The sequence below is a fragment of the Chloroflexota bacterium genome (genome assembly GCA_015478725.1).
GTDB lineage: Bacteria > Chloroflexota > Limnocylindria > Limnocylindrales > CSP1-4 > C-114.
Genome location: JADMIG010000001.1, coordinates 218,077 through 236,254, shown reverse-complemented (window position 1 = coordinate 236,254; position 18,178 = coordinate 218,077). Strand labels below are relative to the sequence as shown.

The following is an 18,178-nucleotide window of genomic DNA, read 5'->3' as shown; positions in this document are numbered from 1 at the left end:
CGGCGTCGTTCGAAGTATGGACGAGGTCTCGCTCAGCGAGTCGGCGGAGCACCCCGGGTCCCGCCCCGGTCGCGCCGTTCGCGGCGCCTGAGGACGAGGCGGAGCAGCACGACCCGGAGCCGGCGCTCGGATGCCCGGACGCCCGCGAGCCGCCCCGGATCGAGGGTCCGCCGTCCGTACGCGACCTCCACCTTGGCGCGGGCGACGAGCTGGAGATCCGGCCGCGCGACCGGGAGCGCCTCGCCGAGGGCGGTCGCGTACTCGAAGGGCGTCTCGGTGGGCCGTGGCGCCCAGCCGAACCGCCCGGCCAGCCGCACGACCCCGGCCCAGGCGGATTCGGGCTGGGTGGGGCCTCGCGGGCCGCGCCGGTAGGCGGCGAAGGCGAGGCCGCCCACGGCCACAAGGAGGATCATGGCGAGGACGACGAACGGGGCGCTCGATGGAGCTGCGGGCGTCGTGCCGGACGACGATCCGGCGGCCCCGCCGCGGTTCGGTGTCCGATCCGGGCCGCGCGCTCCGTCGCTCGCTGCCGGACCCGGCGTCGCCGGCGGCGCGGTGGGCACGACCGGGCCGGCCGGGAGCGCCACCGGTTGCGTGTCGCCGTTGCCCGTCGGATCGAACGGAAACCAGCCGTAGCCCGGGAAGTAGACCTCCACCCAGGCGTGCGAGTTGCTGCGGAGGATCGTCTCGACCCCGCTGGACGGATCCCGTGTGCCCGGCAGCCAGCCCTGCACGAAGCGGGTCGGGACGCCCGCCGCACGGAGGAGGATCGCCATCGTCGTCGCGTAGTACTGGCAATAGCCGCGGCGGTATTCAGCGAAGCACTCGACGGTACTGAGCTGGCTGCATGGTGTCGCGAGATCGGTGACGTCCGTCGAGTAGCTGAACTCGCTCGACCGCAGGACGGCGACCGCGGCTGCCGCGAGGTCGTACGGATCGAGCGCCCAGGTCGAGGGGTCGCCGCCTCGCGCATGGCCGTTCATCCGGAGCGCGACGGAGCGGATCTGGGCGAGCAGCTGCTGGCCATACGAGCCGATCGTGCCGGCCGGCACGTCGAGATAGGTCGACGCGATGTCCGCCGGATAGTCCGTCGAGGCCGCCCGGAGCCGGTTCGCCGTGAAGCCTCCGGTGGCGGTGGTCGGCACGAGCGCCGTCGCCGTGTAGGAGCTCCAGCCGGAGGTCGCGTCGAGCCCGGCGAAGTAGCGGTCCGCGCCGATGACCGTGAGCTCGGTCGGCACGTTCACGGTGGCGGGTGCGTCGGGCGAGAAGATCTGCGTCCCGGCGAAGGCAACGTTCGTGACGGTGAAGCGCAGCTCGTGGCGGAGCGTCGGCACAGCGACGGCATCGCCGGTCCCCCCGAGGATCGGCGATCCGGGCGCCCGGGCCTGCCGGGTGTTCGACGAGATCGACCAGCCGTTCTCGACGAACCGGTCGTACGCGTATGCCCGCCAGTAGTACGGCGTCGTGTCCCCGGCAGGGACGGTGATCTGGAGGGCCGGCGCCGTGTCGGTCACCCACAGCCCGGTGATGCTCGCCGTGGGTCCGAAGGAGACGCCCGAGAGACGGGTCCCCGGACCGCCGAACGGGAGGTACCGCTGGAACGCCTGACCCACCTCCACGAGCCGATCGTCGAGCCCGGAGAAGGCGGTCCCGAGCGGTGCCGATGCGGCCGTCGTCGTGAGAACCAACGAGCCGGCGATCGCGACGCCGACGAAGATGCTGCCACCCCGGAGGTAGAGGCTCGAGACCTGCCGCGGATCCCCGATTCGCCGCCGGAGCCAGGCGGCCCGCGCCTCTTCCGCGTGGAGCCGGACGAGGAGGAGGAGTGCGGCCGCGCTGAACATGACAAGGAACCACAGCTGGTGCCCGGCGAGATCCTTCGTGAGGGCAATGTTCGCGAGGAGCACGAGTCCGCTGACGAAGATCGCCCCGAGCGGGCGGCGATGGCCGAGCGCCGCGTAGCCCGCGAACTGGGAGGTTCCCCAGACGAGGATCCCGAGGACGAGGAGGAAGTGGCCGTATTCCTGGGTCACCGTCCGGTCGCGGACGGTGAGGTCGAGGATCGCCTCGATCGCGGAGGAGGCCGTCGCCACGTACGACGCGGCGAGCCCGCTCGACGTCGGGTCGATGAGCGGACCGATGACGATCGGCAGCACGAGGGCGGCGACGACGGCGCCGAGGAGGTGCGTCGTCCAGCGGCCCCAGCCGACCTTCGCGCCGAGGATGCCCCACCCCACTCCGCCGACGGCCGCGAGCGGAAGGAACGAGGTGAGCTCGCCGCGACCGAGGACCCAGCGGGCATCCGCGATCGACCAGGCGACGGGCAGGACGAGCGCGACGAGGAGGGCGATCGTCGTCCACCCCTCCGCCGGTCCGAGCGGCGGTCGACGGGCGGCGGTTCTGCGCTCGATCGGTCCGCTCATCCGGAGAGGGCCTCCGCGAGGGTCCGACCGCGAAGGACGGCGTGGGTCGGGATCTCGTACTCCGCGAGCGCATGGCGGAGGGCTCGACGCTCCTGCGCCGCGACCCCCTCCGATGTCGGTCCGGCGTCGCCGACCGCGCCCGGTGCCACCTCGAAGCTCGGTCCGTCGAGCGCGACGACCACGCAGGCGACGCCACGCGTCCGCAGAGCACCGAGAGCCCGGACCCACGTCCGATCCCGCGAGGCCGTGACGATGACCGCCGTCATCCCGCGCCGCAGTCGGGCGAGACCGATGACGAGCGTCTCCGCGAGCGGGGTCGTTCCGTCGGCCTCCACGGCGGCGAGGAGCTGCATGATCTTGAGGTGCTGCCGGCCGCCACGATCCGCCGGCAGGACGGTGGTCCGATGACCGGCGACGGTCAATCCGACCGCTCGATTCTCGAGCAGGGCCCGGTCGGCGATCGAGGCGGCCGCGCGGACGCCGACCTCCACCGTCGAGTCGTCCCCCGCTCCCGCCTGGACCCGGCGGTCGAGGTCGAGGAAGATCCACGCGTCGGAGGTCTGCTCGAGGTCGAACTCCTTGACCTGGATCTCGCCATGGCGGGCGGTCGAGCGCCAGTGGATGCGGTTCATCGAGTCGCCCGGTGCATACGGCCGGACCGTCGTCGCGAGCGGCGTCGTCTGGAGTGTTCGCTCGGGCGCGGCGTGGCTCCCCTCGATGTTCGCCGCCGGGAGTCGCCACAGCGGCAGTCGCTCGATCCGCGGGTAGACGATGAGGGTAAGCCCGGCACCCACGACCGCGGACGCCTCGAACAGGCCGAACGGGTCGCCGGTCCGGATCTGGAGCGGCTCGATCCGGAAGTGGCCGCGTCGCGTCAGCTGGGTCTTCGCGACCCACGAGCGCTCCGCCCGTGCCCCGAGGGCGAGAGCCCGACCGGTGAGCCCGCCGGTCAGGTCAGTGGGGTTGTGGACCTCCAGCCACGGCTTCGGGAGCCGGCCCACGTTGCGCAGGGTGTACGTGAGGCGGAGCGTGTCGCCGACCCGGCCGCTCAGCTGGTTCACGGCGTAGCCCGCCTCGAGATCGGCGAGGCCGAGCCGGGTGAGGATGTAGCTCCCGCCGACCACGATGAGCCCGAGGTAGAGGACGAAGAAGAGGAACGGCAGCCCGGTCGCGAAGGCGGCGACGACGAGGAGGACGGCCGCCACGACCGCCTGGAGCCGGCGGATCACGGCCGACCGATCACGCGCCCGCCGCCGCGGACACGTCGCGGGGGCCGCCGCCGCGACCCTGCGGCCGGATCCCCTCCACCGGCGTCGAGTCGAGCAGCTCCCGGATGACGTGACCGGGCTGGATGTCGTGGATCGACGAGCTCGTCCTGATGATGAGGCGGTGGGCGAGGGCGGGTTCGGCGAGGCTCTTCACGTCGTCCGGGATCACATAGTCCCGGCCGAGCAGCGCGGCGAGCGCCTGGCCGGCCCGGTAGAGGGCGAGTGAGCCGCGCGGCGACGCGCCGAGATAGACGTCGGGATGCGTCCGCGTCCCGTTGACGAGGCGGACGATGTATTCGCTCAGGGACGAGTCGACGTAGATCTCGCGCACCGCCGTCTGCAGGTCCCGCAGCTCGTCGGCCTCGCACACGACCGCGAGCTCCTCGAGCGGATGGGACCGCTTCTGCTCGTCGAGGATGACGATCTCCTCGATCGGCTGCGGATAGCCCATCCGGATGCGGAGCAGGAACCGGTCGAGCTGGGCTTCGGGGAGGGCGAAGGTGCCCTCATATTCGATCGGGTTCTGGGTCGCGATGACGAGGAACGGATCGGGCATCTGGTACGTCGTCCCGTCGATCGTCGCCTGGCGCTCCTCCATGCATTCGAGGAGGCTCGACTGGGTCTTCGGCGTCGCCCGGTTGATCTCGTCCGCGAGGACCACCTGGGCCATGATCGGTCCCGGCCGGAACTCGAATTCCTGGGTCTTCTGGTTGTAGATCGAGAGACCGGTCACGTCCGACGGGAGGAGGTCGGGCGTGAACTGGATACGCCGGAACGTGCAGCCGAGACTCCGGGCGATCGCCTTTGCGAGCATCGTCTTGCCGGTCCCGGGAACGTCCTCGATGAGCAGGTGACCGCGGCAGAGCAGCGCGACGAGGGCGAGGCGGACCTCGTGGTGCTTGCCGACAATGACCCGCTCGACGTTGGCGACGACCTTCTCGCCGGACTCCTGGATGCTCGACATCGGGCTCCTCGCGGTGGCGCGTCCCCCGATCCGGATCGGAGCCACGCTTGTCGGATGGGCGGTCTCCCGCCGCGTGTCAGGGGATAGTACGACCGGGGACGGCGGATGGTTCGCGGGCGTGACGCCGACCCGCCAGCCAGCGGAGGCCGCCGACGCCCATCGGCCCCGGTCGGCGTACCGTACGCAGCGATGGCGACCGGGCGACGAGACGACGATCGGTCCGACGTTCGGTCGGCGGAACGCGACCGCCTCGCCGCGGCGGCGGACCCGGCCACGCCGTGGCGCCGCTGGGGCCCATATCTGTCCGAACGCCAGTGGGGCACCGTGCGCGAGGACTACTCGGCGGATGGTTCCGCCTGGACGTACCTTCCCCACGATCACGCCCGCTCGCGGGCGTACCGCTGGGGCGAGGACGGGATCTTCGGAATCTGCGACGACCGGCAGCGGCTGTGCTTCGCCCTCGCCGTATGGAACGGCGTCGACTCGATCCTCAAGGAGCGCCTGTTCGGTCTCAGCGGCCCCGAGGGGAACCACGGCGAGGATGTCAAGGAGCTGTACTGGTACCTCGACGCGACGCCGACGAGCAGCTTTCTGCGGGCCCGCTACGCGTATCCGCAGCGGGCGTTCCCGTACGACGACCTCGTCGCGGAGAACGGACGGCGGACGAAGGCCGACCCCGAGTACGAGGTGCTTGACACGGGGATCTTCGACGACGGTCGCTGGTTCGACCTCGAGGTCGAATATGCGAAGGCCGGCCCCGAGGACATCGTGATCGCGATCGTCGCCACGAACCGCGGACCCGAGCCGGCCACGCTCCACCTCCTCCCGACACTGTGGTTCCGCAACACCTGGTCGTGGGGGTCGCATCACACGCGACCGCGCCTCCGCGACGGCGGCACCGTCGGCGGCGGACGGCGGATCGTCGGCGAGCACCCGGCGCTCGGCCGGTTCCGGCTCGACGCGGACGGCGAGCCGGCCCTGCTCTTCACGGAGAACGAGACGAATGCCGAGCGACTGTTCGGCGCACCGAATCCCGACCCGTACGTCAAGGACGGGATCGGCGAGGCGGTCGTCCTCGATCGGCTCGACCGGGTGAGCCCGGACGGCATCGGCTCGAAGGCCGCCGTCCACCACCGGCTCGAGCTGCCGGCCGGCGGATCCGCCCGCGTCCGACTCCGCCTGCGGATGGATCGATCGGCCGGGACGCCAGCCATCGGCGAGTCGGGCCCGGCCGGCGCGGGGTCCGAGCCGGACGATGCGGAGGCGGACCCATTCGCCGGGATCGACCGGCTCCTCGACCTCCGGCGGCGTGAGGCGGACGCGTTCTACGCCCCGCTCGGCGGGTCGGCCATGACGGCCGACGAGCGGCAGGTGCAGCGCCAGGCCTTCGCCGGCCTCCTCTGGTCGAAGCAGTGGTACCACTACGATGTCGGCCGCTGGCTCGACGGCGACCCGGGACAGCCGGCTCCGCCGCCGGAGCGGCGACGCGGCCGGAACCGCGACTGGCGGGAGCTCAACACCGCCGACGTCCTCTCGATGCCCGACACCTGGGAGTACCCCTGGTTCGCCGCCTGGGATCTCGCCTTCCACGCCATCCCACTCGCCCAGATCGACCCGGAAGCGGCGAAGGAGCAGCTCCTTCACCTCACCCGCGAGTGGTACATGCACCCGAACGGCCAGCTCCCGGCGTACGAGTGGGCGTTCTCGGATGTCAATCCGCCGGTCCACGCGTGGGCAGCCCGGCGGGTGTACCAGATCGACGCCCGAGTCTCCGGCCGCCGCGACCGGGACTTCCTGGAGCGGATCTTCCACAAGCTCCTGCTCAACTTCACGTGGTGGGTGAACCGCAAGGACGTGGACGGCAACAACGTCTTCCAGGGCGGCTTCCTCGGCCTCGACAACGTCGGCGTCTTCGACCGGAGCGCGCCACTGCCGGTCCCCGGCCACCTCGGCCAGGCGGACGGCACCGCGTGGATGGGGATGTACTCACTGTCCATGCTCGCCATCGCCCTCGAGCTCGCCCGCGAGGATCCGGTGTACGAGGACATCGCGACGAAGTTCTTCGAGCATTTCCTCTACATCGCCGGTGCGCTCAACGGCGTCGGCCTTCCCGACGGCGAGCGCATCCCCCTGTGGGACGACTCGGACGAGTTCTTCTACGACGTCCTCCACCTCGACAGCGGGCCGGTCATCCCGCTCCGCATCCGGTCGCTCGTCGGGCTCATGCCGATGCTCGCGGTGGAGACACTCGACGCCGACATCCTTGACCGGCTGCCCGGATTCCGGCGACGGATGCGCTGGTTCCTCGCCAACCGACCGGAGCTCGCGAGCCTCGTCGCGAGCTGGGAGGAGCCGGGCATCGGCCGGCGCCGCCTCCTCGCCCTCGTCCACGGCCACCGCCTCAAGCGGCTCCTCGCCCGGATGCTCGACCCGGACGAGTTCCTCTCGGACCACGGCGTCCGGTCCCTGAGCCGCTATCACCGCGACCATCCGTTCCGCCTCGACCTCGGCGGGACGGTGAGCACCGTCGATTACGAGCCCGCTGAATCGAGGACCGGCACGTTCGGCGGCAATTCGAACTGGCGCGGCCCGATCTGGTTCCCCATCAACTACCTCATCATCGAGGCGCTCCAGCGGTTCCATCACTACTACGGTCCCGAGTTCACCGTCGAGCATCCGACCGGGTCGGGGAGGCTGCGTTCGCTCGTCGAGGTCGCCGACGATCTCTCCCGTCGACTCGAGGGCCTGTTCCTGCCGGGCCCCGACGGTCGGCGGCCCGCCCTCGGAGCGAACGAGCACCTCGCCACGGACCCGGCGTTCGGTGACCTGCCCCTCTTCTTCGAGTACTTCAACGGCGACACCGGGGCCGGTCTCGGAGCGAGCCACCAGACCGGCTGGACCTCCCTCGTCGCGAAGCTCCTCGAGCAGACGAGCACGCGCTCGATGACGACGTCGGACGACATGACGGACCGGGCGTCCGGCAGCGCGACAGGCCGCTGACGGCCTCCCGATGAAAGCCGCCCCGACCCCGACTCCGCCACCGCTCGTCGCCTTCGGACGAGCGATCGCGGCCGAGCTCGACGACGGGCTGCGCCGCGAATGGCTCGTCACGAACGGTCTCGGTGGCTCGGCGTCCGGCACCCTTGCCGGGATCGCGACGCGCCGGTACCACGGCTGGCTCGTCGCCGCCACCCAGCCTCCGGTCGGCCGGCGGGTGCTCGTCGCGGGCCTCGTCGAACGGGTAACAGTGGGTGGGACCGTCGTCGACCTCCACAGCCACGAGTTCGGCGACGGCACGATCGGCGGTGGGGGCCACGTCCACGCGGAGTCGTTCGCCCTCGATGGGACGATCCCGGTCTGGACCTACGCCATCGAGGACGCACTCTTCGAACGGCGCGTGTGGATGGCGCACGGCTCGAACACGACGTACATCCGGTACCGCCACGCGCGGGGCGCCCGGCCGATCGACCTCTCGGTCGGCTGCCTCGTGACCGACCGCGACTTCCACGCCCTCCTCCGGGCGGCGCCCGACGACCCCGGACCCTCGATCGCCGCCGTCCCTCACGGGCTGCTCGTCCGCTGGGGAGCAGCCGGCACGCCGCTCCGCATCCTCGCCGACCCGGGCGACGTCGATCCGACCGGCGGCTGGTGGTGGGACTTCCGCCATCGCGAGGAGACCGCGCGGGGCCTCGACGACCTCGCCGACCTGTTCCTCGCCGGCGCCCATCGCACGCGGCTCGAGCCCGGTGGCTCGTGGACGCTCGTCCTCTCGACCGACGAGGCGCCCGAGCTGGACGGTGAGGCGGCCCTCGCGGCGGCGCGCGCCCGGAGCGCCGAGCTCGTCCACCTCGCCGGGACGGAGCGGGCCTCGCCATTCGTCCGCCAGCTCGTCCTCGCGGCCGACCAGTTCGTCGTGGCCCGCGTGGTGCCGCCCGGTCCCTCCGGCGAGCCCGAGCCGGGTCGGTCGGTCATCGCCGGCTACCCGTGGTTCAACGACTGGGGCCGCGACACGATGATCGCCCTGCCCGGCCTCACCCTCGCGACCGGCCGCCCTGAGGTGGGCGCCACGATCCTCCGCGCCTTCGGCCAGTGGATCGTCGACGGACTCCTGCCCAACGACTTCCCGTCGTCGGCGGCCGCCACGCCCGAGTACAACACCGTCGACGCCGCCCTCTGGTACATCCAGGCGCTCCGTTCGCATGTGGAGGCGACCGGAGACGACGCCCTCGTCGACGAGCTCCTCGCGGTCGTCCGGGGCATCATCGACGCCCATATCTCGGGAACCCGACACGGCATCGGCGTCGACGCCCAGGACGGTCTCCTGCAGGCGGGCGAGCCGGGGCTCCAGCTGACGTGGATGGACGCGCGAGACGGCGATCGCGTGGTGACGCCGCGGATCGGCAAGCCGGTCGAGATCAACGCCCTCTGGTACAACGCGCTGTGCACCGTCGGGCCGTGGCTCCTCGCTCGCGGCGAAAGCGGGCCCGGGACGTCCTGCATGACGCTCGCCGAGCAGGTCGCGAAGAGCTTTCGCCAGCGCTTCTGGCGCCCGGAGCTCGGTCACCTCGCGGACGTCGTCGACGGTCCCGACGGCGACGATCTCGCGCTCCGTCCGAATCAGATCCTCGCCCTGTCACTCCCCTTCCCGCTCCTCGATCACGGCCCGGCGCGCGTGACGCTCGAGGCGGTGGGCCGGTCGCTCCTCACGTCGTACGGCGTCCGGACGCTGGCCCCGACGGATCCCGCCTACCACGGCCGATACGAGGGCGACCCCGGCGCCCGCGACCGTGCGTATCACCAGGGTCCCGCCTGGCCCTGGCTCAGCGGCGCCTACGCCGAGGCGGTCGACCGCGTCAGCGGCGATCGAACGGCGGCGCTGTCCATACTCCGGCCGTTCGAGGCGCACCTCTCGGACGCGGGCCTCGGCTCGATCTCCGAGCTGTTCGACGGCGATCCACCGCATCGACCCCGCGGCTGTCCGGCCCAGGCCTGGTCGGTGGCGGAGGTCCTCCGCGTCTGGCGCCTCCTCGGCGGCGAGTAGTGCCAGGGCGCGCCTGACGCCGCTCAGCCTCGGACGAGGGTGACGATCCCGACCCACACCGTCATGAGGCACCCGATCGCGCCCATCGCCGCGAGGAACGCATCCCCTCCCGACCAGGACCCCACGGCGACCGTCCCGAAGAGTCCGGCGAACACGAGAGCGATGGCGGCCAGGCCGATCCGTTCGATCCACGGACGACGCTCCGGCGGCGCAGGTCCGCTCACTGGGTCGCCTCCGTCGCGAAGTAGCGGGCGAGGAGCTGGCCGGCGAGGGGCGCCGCGCGATCGCCGCCCGCGCCGCCGTTCTCGACGAGGACCGCGATCGCGATCCGCGGCGCGTCCGCCGGCGCGAAGCCGATGAACCAGCTGTGCGGCTCGCCGGTGCCGCCGAGCTGCGCCGTGCCGGTCTTGCCGGCCGTCGGAATCCCGGGCACGGCAGCTCCGGCGGTGAAGATCCGGCCCCAGGGGCTCTCGACGGCCAGTTCCATCGCCTGCCGGACGACCGCGTCGGCCGCCGGATCGATGACCGTCCCGAGCGACTCGGGAGCGACCGTCCGGGTGCCGGTCGACCCCGTGAACGCCGTCACGAGGCGTGGCTTCATGAGCACCCCGCCGTTCGCCACGGTCGCCGCGACGAGCGCCATCTGCAGCGGCGTGACGAGCGTCTCGGCCTGCCCGTAGGCCGCGTTCGCGAGCTCGACGTCGTCCTTGAACCCACCCGGAAGGGGCCCGCCGCCGTTCGTCAGCTGACTCGTCGCGGTCGGAAGGTCGAACGGGATGGGCGCGTAGAAGCCGAGTCGCCGCGCGGTCGCGTCGAACGCCGCCCCGCCCGTCCTGAGCCCCGCCAGGGCGAAGTAGATGTTGCACGAGACCTCGGTCGCGCTGTACAGGTCGAGTACCTGTGAGCCGGTGAACAGATGGTGGCCATCCCGGACCCGATACCCGTCGACGAGGAGACCGGTCCGTTCCGCAGCGGGTTGTTGCGGGAACGTCGTGGCGGTGCTGAGCGCGCCGGACGAGACGCCGGCCATCATCGTGACGATCTTGAGGATCGATCCCGGGACGTACGTCCCGAGCGTCGCTCGGGGAAGCAGCGGCTGGGCCGGATCGGCGCCGATGGATGCCCACGCCGTGCGCGCGGTCGCCGGATTCGAGATCGCCGACGCGTCGAACGTCGGCGACGACGCGAGGGCGAGGACGTCGCCGGTCCTCGGATCGAGCATGACCACCGCGCCACGGTCCGAGCCGAGTCCGCGGAGCGCCGCCTGCTGGAGCGGGAGCGAGATCGAGAGGCTGAGATTCTGCGGGTCGTAGCGCCGCGACCCGAACTTCGCGAGGGCGTCGGCGAGCGGATCCGGCCGGCGAAGTCCGGACAGCTCTCCGTCGTAGGTCCGCTCGAGGCCCGTCAGGCCGTAGAACCGCGAGTCGTACCCGATGACCGGACTCATCGAGCGGTCGCGATACACCCGATAGGGGACGCCGTTCGCATCCTTGCGGTTCGAGGCGAGGACGGTCCCGTGACGGTCCAGGATCAGCCCGCGCGGCGTGGCCCGGGCGGCGGCGATGACGCCGGCGTCGTCGGCGGCCGTCGAGAGGTCCGCGGAGCGGACGACACCCCAGTAGCCGGCCCCGGCGGCCAGGGCGGCGAATGCGACGGCGAGCGCGAGACCCACCCGACCGATGTTCCGGTCGACCGGACGGGGCGCCCCGCCGGGTGCGCTCACCGGACCCTCCCCGCTGCCGCCCCGCGGCCGATCGTCCGGTGCAGTCGTCCGAGCCGCGACGGGCGGGTCGCCCCCGGTGGTGGGGGCAGTTCGACGCCGCGGTCGGAGATCGCGAGAAGGAGGCCGATGACGATGGCGTTCGCGAGCAGCGACGAGCCCCCATAGCTGATGAATGGCAGGGTGATCCCGGTGAGCGGGATGAGCTTGAGATTCCCGGCCGCGATGATGAATGCCTGGACGCCGATGACGAGCGAGAGGCCGGCGGCGAGGATCGCCCGGAACTCGTCGGCCGCAGCCGCGGCGATCCGCAGTCCCCGTTCGATGACGACGAAGTAGACGCCGAGGATGGCGAGGACTCCGGCGAGTCCGAGCTCCTCGCCGAGGGCGGCGAGCGGAAAGTCCGTCTCGACGGCGGGTATGGGGAGCTGGCCGCCGACGGCCGGCAGCCCGGCCCCCAGACCGGTCCCCACGATCCCGCCGCGCGCGAACGCGTGGAGCGCCTGGACGATCTGGTAGCCGGCACCGGTCGGATCGGCGAAGGGATCGAGCCAGATGTCGACCCGCGTCTGGACCGTCGGAATGAGCCGGTACAGGACGGCTGCGCCGGCAAGGAAGAGCGGGAGGCCGACCGCCACGGCGCTCAGCCGGCCGGTCGCGATGTAGAGGAGGACGAGGAAGACCGTGAAGAACAGGAGGGCCGCACCGAGGTCCCGCTCGATGACCACGATCCCGACGGCAATCGCGAGCATCGCGAGCATCGGCGCGAGATACGGCAGCGGTGGGAACCGGAGCGGTCCGAACCGGGTGTCTCGCTCGACGAGGAGCGGCCGGTTCTCGGAGAGGTACCCGGCGAGGAACACGACGAGGATCACCTTGAGCAGCTCCGACGGCTGACCGCTCAATGGGCCGATCCGAAGGGCGAGTCGTTCGCCGTTGACGTCCACCCCGAAGGCGGCCGTGAGGGCGAGGAGGACGATGCCCGCGGCGGCCCATGTGTACTTGTACAGGCGCAGCCAGGCGTCGGACCGGACCACGACGGCGAGCGTGCCGATGACGAGGAGGGCGAGCGTCAGCCACACGAGCTGGACCTGGCCCAGGCCGAGGGTCACGCCGAAGAAGGTCTGGCTGACGAGGCCCTGCGGCAATCGCTCCATGAGGAGGAGGCCGATGCCGCCGAGGAGTCCGACGGCCGGCAGCAGGATCTGGTCCGTCCGCCGGCCGGCGAGGATCTGGGCGAGGTGGACGGCCGCCAGGAGGCCGAGGTAGACGGCGAGCGCACGCGGGTCGGCAGCCACGAAGGCGATCGGATGACCGCCGGCGATCCGCTCGGTCGCCCCGAGCGACACGCTCCCCACGACGAGGCTCACCGCGACCACCCCGAGGAGGGCCGACTCCCGGCGCCTCGAGCGAGGCCGGATCCGCGACAGCAGGGACCGCCGACCCACGCTCCGCGAGCCGATCATCGGCGTCGCCCTCGCTCGAGTCGAAGGCGGATCTCGCCCACCTGGAGCTCGTCGCCGAAGCCGAGCGGCGAGGTCCCCTCCACGAGCTCACCGTTCACGTACGTCCCGTTCGTGCTCGCCAGGTCCTCGACGTACCAGCCCCGACCGCGGTACGTGAGGACACAATGTTCCGCAGAGGCGAATGGGTCGCCGAGGACCACCGCATTGTTCACGTCCCGGCCGATCGTCGTGAGCGCGTCCAAGGTGAACACGGAGCCCGTCGCCGGGTCGCCGGCCGGCGACGTCGTCACGACGAGCCGGCCGAGTTCCGTGACCCGCTCTCGACTCGCGGCTCGCAGGTCGCGGATGAGGACCCGGACCACGCCGAACAGGAAGAGGTAGATGAGACCGAGGAAGAGGAGGCGGAGGATCCACAGCGCGGCGAGCGTGGGGTCCATCGTTCAGCCCGGGCGGTGGTCGTCGTCGGGGGCGGGTCCGGCAGGTCGATCCACGACGAACGTTGCGCCGCCGAACCGGACGCGATCGCCCGGCCCGAGGATCGCCTCCGCGATCGCGACGTCGTTGACGAACGTGCCGTTCCGGCTTTCGAGATCGGTGAGCACGATCGTGCCCTGCCGGCTGTGGAAGCGCGCATGGTGTCGCGATACCGCCGGGTCCGCGAGCACGACGTCGTTGTCCTCGCCACGGCCGACGGTCACGGGGCGCCCGTCGAGCGCGACCTCGGCGGTCGAGCCGTCCGCGCGTCGGACGTTGAGCACCGCCGACGAGGGTGCGGGACGCACCGCCGCGAAGACTGCGGTGTGCTCGATCGTCGGTCGGCCACCAGGGTGCCCGCCCCCCGCGAACGGACTCGAATGTACTGGATCCGATCGATCCGGCGAGGCCTCGGAGAAGCGGGCCGTCACCGCGATCTCGCCTTCGGCGATGGCTGCGTCGGCGACGATCTCCACCTGCGGCCGGGCGGCGACGAGGTACCGATGACTCCGCGCGAAGTCGAGCACCTCGCCGGAGAGGCGCTCGGCGAGCGAGCCGGAGATCTGACCGAGCTCCGCGACGTCGGATGGGTGGAGGCGGACCGCGAACCGGTCGGGCACGATCATCCGCTCGCCGTTGGATCGGCGTTCGAGCTCCATCGCCCGCTCGATCCGGCGCTCGATCCGGACCGGCTCGAGATGCGCCCGGAAGAGACGGCCGGATGGCCGCTCGACGAGACGTTCGATGAGTCGCTCGATCGCGGCGAGTGGTCGCATGAGGCGCCCGGAGTCTAGCAGAGGCTTCATGGCGGTTCCGCCGGCACGTCCAGCGCCAGGGCGGCACGTCCAGCGCCAGGGCGGCACGTCCGCCGGCATGTCCACCGGCGGGGCGGACGGCGCGGTCGCCACCGGGACCTTCGGGCGATCCGGACGGTACGAGCGACACGGGGCGGCCGGGAATCCGTGGCGTATACTCGCGCTCCCGTTCGGCAGCCCGGCCGAGACGGACACTGACCAGGCGTGCTTGCCCCGGGGGCCTGATGGCCGAGATCCTCACCGAGTCCTTCTGCGAACGCTGTGGCACCCGCTACACGTTCGAGGCAGCAGCGCCGCGAGCCCGCCGCCTGGTGAGGGTCCGGACCCTCACGAAGGGCCTTCGGAATTACGTCCTCAGCGACGAGACGTCCTTCGGCGAGGCGATGGCGGATGCCCGCAACGACGTCGACCGGTTGGCCTCGAGCCAACAGCTCGACGCCTTCCACAAGACGTTCAACTTCTGCATGTCGTGTCGGCAGTACACCTGCGGGAACTGCTGGAACGCCGTCGAGGGCACGTGCCTGACATGTGCGCCCCGCCTCGGTCGTGAGATCCTCGATGCGCCGTTCCGAACGCTCAGCGCAGTCGACACCGAGGGCGCCGCAGCCGCGAACGGCAATGGGCACGCCGAACCGATCGCGGCCAGCGCCGAGATCGTGGCGGGAGGCCCGGGAGCTTCGTGGCCCACCGCGGACTTCCGCGGCGAACCTGGCTGGGCCGAACGTGGCGTGGACTCGCCGACCGGCCTCCCCGTCGCCGAACCACACACGGAGGCCGCATCGACACGTGCCGTCGAGACCGACCAGGTGGGGCGCGAGGCCGCGAGTGCGGCGGCCCGAACGCTCGACCTGCTCGCCCGCTTCCGTCCCGCACCGGCGACCCCCGCACCGGCGACTCCCGCACCGGCGGTGGATGTGACCCCGCCGTTCGCGGCGCCGGAGAGCGTGGCCGAGCCGGTCGCTGCCTTCGCGTCACCGGGACCCGCTGCGGACGCGACACCGGAGCCCGCGCCGGAGCCCGACACGGCGGTCGCCGCGGAGGCGACCCGGATGGAGCCCGAGATCCTCGCCCCGCCGAACTCCACCGATGCCGTGGAGACGGCGCACCGCGACGATCGTGTCGAGACGCCCGTCTGGCGGATCGTCGCGCCGGATTCCACGGCTGCGACCCCACTCGGCGCGAACGGCACCCCCGCACCTGCCGCACCCATCGGGAAGGCAGCCGGCCGGCGCGGCGCGGCCGCCACGCCCGCTCCTGAGTGGCCCGCCGCGACCCCGGCCTGGCCGCCGCGCCCGGCGGTCCCGACCGCCGGCCCGCAGTGGCCGGCACCCATCCAGCCCGCTCCCGTCCGCGGTGCCGATGCCGTCTGGGCCCAGTCGAGTCGCGACGTCCTCAACCGACCCGAGACCGGCGTCCAGGCGTGCGTGAACTGCGGGTTGCCGCTCTCCGCCACCGCGCGCTTCTGCCGGCGCTGCGGCTCGAACCAGATCGGCGCCTGAACCGGCAGATCAGGAGTCGGCGGTCCCACCGCCGTCCGCGCCGGCCGCGCTACCCTCGTCGCCCCTGCCGGCCTCGCCGTCCGTTCGGGGAACCTCATCCCGGACGCGCACCCAGGCTCCGCCGATGAGGAGGATCTGGAACGCGATCGAGAGCCAGATCATCGTGGCGAGGACGCCGACGAACTCCGTGAACAGCTCGAGGGATCCGAGCAGGTGCGACTGGAACTGGACGAAGACCGCCGTCAGGACCGCCAGTAGGACCGCGACGACGACCGCTGGACGACGGATGGAGCGCCACGATGGCCGGCGCGGCGGGACCAGCCGGTAGATCCCACCGACGCTCCCGAGATACACCGCCAGGCTGGTGATCGTCACGGTCAGCGCGACGATCGCCCGGACGATCGCCGATCCACCCGAGCGGAGGGTCTGGTCGAGCGCGGCGCCCATCCCGGCCAACCCGATCGACACGACGACCACCGCCGTGAGGAGCGCGACGACGACGATGCCGCGAACGAACCGAACCACAAGGTCGCGCCCAGGCTCGTCCTCGAAGATCCGCGCGAAGGCGACATCGAGGTTCTCGTAGAAGCGTCCGGCGCTCCACCCGAGCCCGATGAGACCGGCGATCGAGAACTGGACGGCCGAACCAGCGACCCGTTGGAGGCCCAGCTCGAGCACGTTCGCGACCGGCGGCACCCGCCTCGCGATCTCGCCGACGATCGTCGCCTCGGTCACCGGATCGCGGACGAGGAACCCGAGCAGTCCGATGAGGAAGAGGCTCGCCGAGAAGACGGCGAAGATCCCGCTGTAGGCAAGGCCGGAGGCGAGGAGTCCGCCGGCCGCCGCGCCGTACACGCTGAACGTTCGTCGCGCGGTGATGATCGACGCCCGCTCCACGATGGCCGCGACCAGCGGATGATCGAGCCACCGTGCGACGCTCCGATCGGGATCCGTCGAGGGCACCAGCCGGCGCCGGTGTCAGCCGCCGAGCTCTTCGAAGAGTCCCGGCTGGAGCTCGTCCGCCCGGATGCGACGCGGGGGTGCGACGAGGGCCTTCACCTCGCCGCGGCGGACGAACCGCCGGCCGCCGAGCTTGATGCTCTGAAGCCGGCCGGACCGCGCCCACCCGCCGATCGTGGCGGGCCGGAAGCGGATGTTCGACGCGGCGAGGAGCTCGGACGCCTCGCTGAGCGTGATCCAGTCGGCCGCGGCGGGCATCGCGTCAGTCCGTCGAGCCCGGGCTGCCCGTCCCCGCGCCGGCCGCCGATCCGTGCTTGACCGGCCGCGACGCGGTCCCGGAGGAGGCAGAGCCGGGCGTTGAGGCGTCACCGGATGCGTTCGCGCCGTCGCCGGATGTGGTTCCGCCTTCGCGAGATGCGGTCCCGCCTTCGCGCGATGCGGTCGCACCGTCGCGAGATGCGGTTTCGCGGTCGCCGGACGAGGTCGAGCCTTCGCGAGCCGCGGTCCTGCCCTCGCTGGGCGTGGTGGAGCCGTCGCCGGGAGTCGTCGACGGTCCGTCGCCCGCCGCCTTCGCCGCGGCCCTGGTGGACGCCGCGTTCCCGCGATCCTTCTTCGCCCAGCCGCTTCCCTTGAAGACGACCGCGGGCGCCGAGATCGCCTTCCTCATCGCGCGGGCATGGCAGTTCGGGCATTCGACGGGCCCGTGGTCGTGGAGGCCGTGGATGACCTCCAGCCGGTGACCGCAGGCGCGACAGACGTAGTCGTAGATCGGCATCGGAGCTCGAACGGACGCGCCGTCAGCCGCGAAGGAGGCGCATGCCGCATTTCGGGCAGTAGAACGCCCGCTCGTGCGCCGAGGCGAAGCCGCAGTGGGCGCACACGAGTCCCCCTCGCCCGGCGGCCGGCACCGGCCGCTCGATCGCGGTGATGCCGAGGGCGTGCTGGTTCGCGAGGACGTTCGTCAGCAGGCCGCCGAGGATCCGCGCCCCGATGCGGTCCGTGTCGCCCCGGACGCCGCGGCCACCCCAGCCCACGACGGATCGGACGAGCAGATCGCCGGTCGTCTCGTCCCAGTGCGCGACGACGCCGCCGATGATCGCGTTGTACTCGGGATACCCCGACGTGTCCGTCTCGCCGTCGAGGAGCGCGCAGGCGAACGTATCGAAGGCGAGATCGATCGCATCGATCGACTCCAGGACGACGAGCGCGTGGCGTGTGATCGGTCCGTGGATGTGATGGGCGTTGAGCCACTGCATCGCCTCGGAGGGCCGACTGATGACGGGGCTCGCCTGGCCGAACTCGATGGGCAGCGGCTCGACGACCTCGATCTCGCTCTTCGCGAGCCCCATGAGCATGGACGGCAGCTCGCTCATCGCCCCGGGGCCCACCTTCATGCGGACTCCCTCGCTGCTCTTGCCCGCGTAGTACAGCTTGAGCTGATGCTCCTCGGCGACGATCTCCTCGGGCAGAGTCGCGGAAGCCGCCGGCGGCGCGTCCGCGGCCTTCTGGTCGGCATTCCTTCGCTTGAGGAAATCGAGCGGCACGATG

At 71.8% G+C, this 18,178-nt stretch carries 15 protein-coding genes; 3 read left to right on the top strand and 12 right to left on the bottom strand.

The genetic code is table 11. The features are described 5' to 3' along the window. Positions 1 to 32 precede the first annotated feature (32 nt). The 3 genes from IVW53_01050 to IVW53_01040 are packed head-to-tail and all read right to left on the bottom strand — an operon-like array spanning position 33 to position 4,655. Entirely contained in the window at positions 33 to 2,423 is a 2,391-nt protein-coding gene (locus IVW53_01050; GenBank protein MBF6604157.1) for a transglutaminase domain-containing protein, read from the bottom strand. After that, complete coding sequence (locus IVW53_01045; protein ID MBF6604156.1) at positions 2,420 to 3,652, bottom strand: DUF58 domain-containing protein; 1,233 nt, start codon at positions 3,650 to 3,652, stop codon at positions 2,420 to 2,422. The genes IVW53_01050 and IVW53_01045 overlap by 4 nt, the downstream gene beginning before the upstream one ends. Positions 3,653 to 3,662: 10 nt before the next feature. Then, a complete protein-coding gene (locus IVW53_01040; GenBank protein MBF6604155.1) occupies positions 3,663 to 4,655 on the bottom strand; it encodes a MoxR family ATPase in 993 nt (330 codons plus the stop codon). Positions 4,656 to 4,844: 189 nt separating this feature from the next. Between IVW53_01040 and IVW53_01035 the strand changes: the two genes are divergently transcribed. Next, a complete protein-coding gene (locus IVW53_01035) occupies positions 4,845 to 7,655 on the top strand; it encodes a glucosidase (GenBank protein MBF6604154.1) in 2,811 nt (936 codons plus the stop codon). A gap of 10 nt (positions 7,656 to 7,665) precedes the next feature. After that, the gene (locus IVW53_01030; protein MBF6604153.1) at positions 7,666 to 9,696 is read left to right on the top strand and encodes a glycogen debranching enzyme family protein; all 2,031 of its coding nucleotides are present in this window, start codon (positions 7,666 to 7,668) and stop codon (positions 9,694 to 9,696) included. Between the two features lie 23 nt (positions 9,697 to 9,719). Here the strand turns inward: IVW53_01030 and IVW53_01025 are convergent, their stop codons facing one another. From IVW53_01025 to IVW53_01005, 5 genes are read right to left on the bottom strand one after another with little or no spacing between them, the layout of a single operon-like run. Further along, complete coding sequence (locus tag IVW53_01025; GenBank protein ID MBF6604152.1) at positions 9,720 to 9,920, bottom strand: hypothetical protein; 201 nt, start codon at positions 9,918 to 9,920, stop codon at positions 9,720 to 9,722. Beyond that, the gene (locus IVW53_01020) at positions 9,917 to 11,419 is read right to left on the bottom strand and encodes a penicillin-binding protein 2 (protein MBF6604151.1); all 1,503 of its coding nucleotides are present in this window, start codon (positions 11,417 to 11,419) and stop codon (positions 9,917 to 9,919) included. Before IVW53_01020 ends, IVW53_01025 begins: the two co-directional genes overlap by 4 nt. Then, the gene (locus tag IVW53_01015) at positions 11,416 to 12,882 is read right to left on the bottom strand and encodes an FtsW/RodA/SpoVE family cell cycle protein (GenBank protein ID MBF6604150.1); all 1,467 of its coding nucleotides are present in this window, start codon (positions 12,880 to 12,882) and stop codon (positions 11,416 to 11,418) included. The genes IVW53_01020 and IVW53_01015 overlap by 4 nt, the downstream gene beginning before the upstream one ends. After that, positions 12,879 to 13,319 carry an FHA domain-containing protein gene (locus tag IVW53_01010; GenBank protein ID MBF6604149.1) on the bottom strand — a complete coding sequence of 147 codons (441 nt, stop codon included), beginning with the start codon at positions 13,317 to 13,319 and terminating at the stop codon, positions 12,879 to 12,881. Before IVW53_01010 ends, IVW53_01015 begins: the two co-directional genes overlap by 4 nt. Before the next feature lie 3 nt (positions 13,320 to 13,322). Next, the gene (locus IVW53_01005) at positions 13,323 to 14,132 is read right to left on the bottom strand and encodes a DUF3662 domain-containing protein (protein MBF6604148.1); all 810 of its coding nucleotides are present in this window, start codon (positions 14,130 to 14,132) and stop codon (positions 13,323 to 13,325) included. 263 nt (positions 14,133 to 14,395) lie between these two features. Here IVW53_01005 and IVW53_01000 point away from each other — a divergent pair, with 263 nt between their 5' ends. Next, positions 14,396 to 15,670 (top strand): hypothetical protein, encoded by a 1,275-nt coding sequence (locus IVW53_01000; GenBank protein MBF6604147.1) that lies wholly within the window; start codon positions 14,396 to 14,398, stop codon positions 15,668 to 15,670. A gap of 9 nt (positions 15,671 to 15,679) precedes the next feature. Here IVW53_01000 and IVW53_00995 read toward each other — a convergent pair whose 3' ends face one another. From IVW53_00995 to IVW53_00980, 4 genes are read right to left on the bottom strand one after another with little or no spacing between them, the layout of a single operon-like run. Further along, positions 15,680 to 16,633 carry a YihY/virulence factor BrkB family protein gene (locus IVW53_00995; GenBank protein ID MBF6604146.1) on the bottom strand — a complete coding sequence of 318 codons (954 nt, stop codon included), beginning with the start codon at positions 16,631 to 16,633 and terminating at the stop codon, positions 15,680 to 15,682. A gap of 15 nt (positions 16,634 to 16,648) precedes the next feature. Further along, positions 16,649 to 16,888, bottom strand: coding sequence for a helix-turn-helix domain-containing protein (locus IVW53_00990; GenBank protein ID MBF6604145.1), 240 nt, complete (start codon positions 16,886 to 16,888; stop codon positions 16,649 to 16,651). Positions 16,889 to 16,892: 4 nt separating this feature from the next. Next, entirely contained in the window at positions 16,893 to 17,405 is a 513-nt protein-coding gene (locus IVW53_00985; GenBank protein ID MBF6604144.1) for a zinc ribbon domain-containing protein, read from the bottom strand. Between the two features lie 22 nt (positions 17,406 to 17,427). Further along, positions 17,428 to 18,174, bottom strand: coding sequence for a hypothetical protein (locus IVW53_00980; protein ID MBF6604143.1), 747 nt, complete (start codon positions 18,172 to 18,174; stop codon positions 17,428 to 17,430). Positions 18,175 to 18,178: the final 4 nt, after the last annotated feature.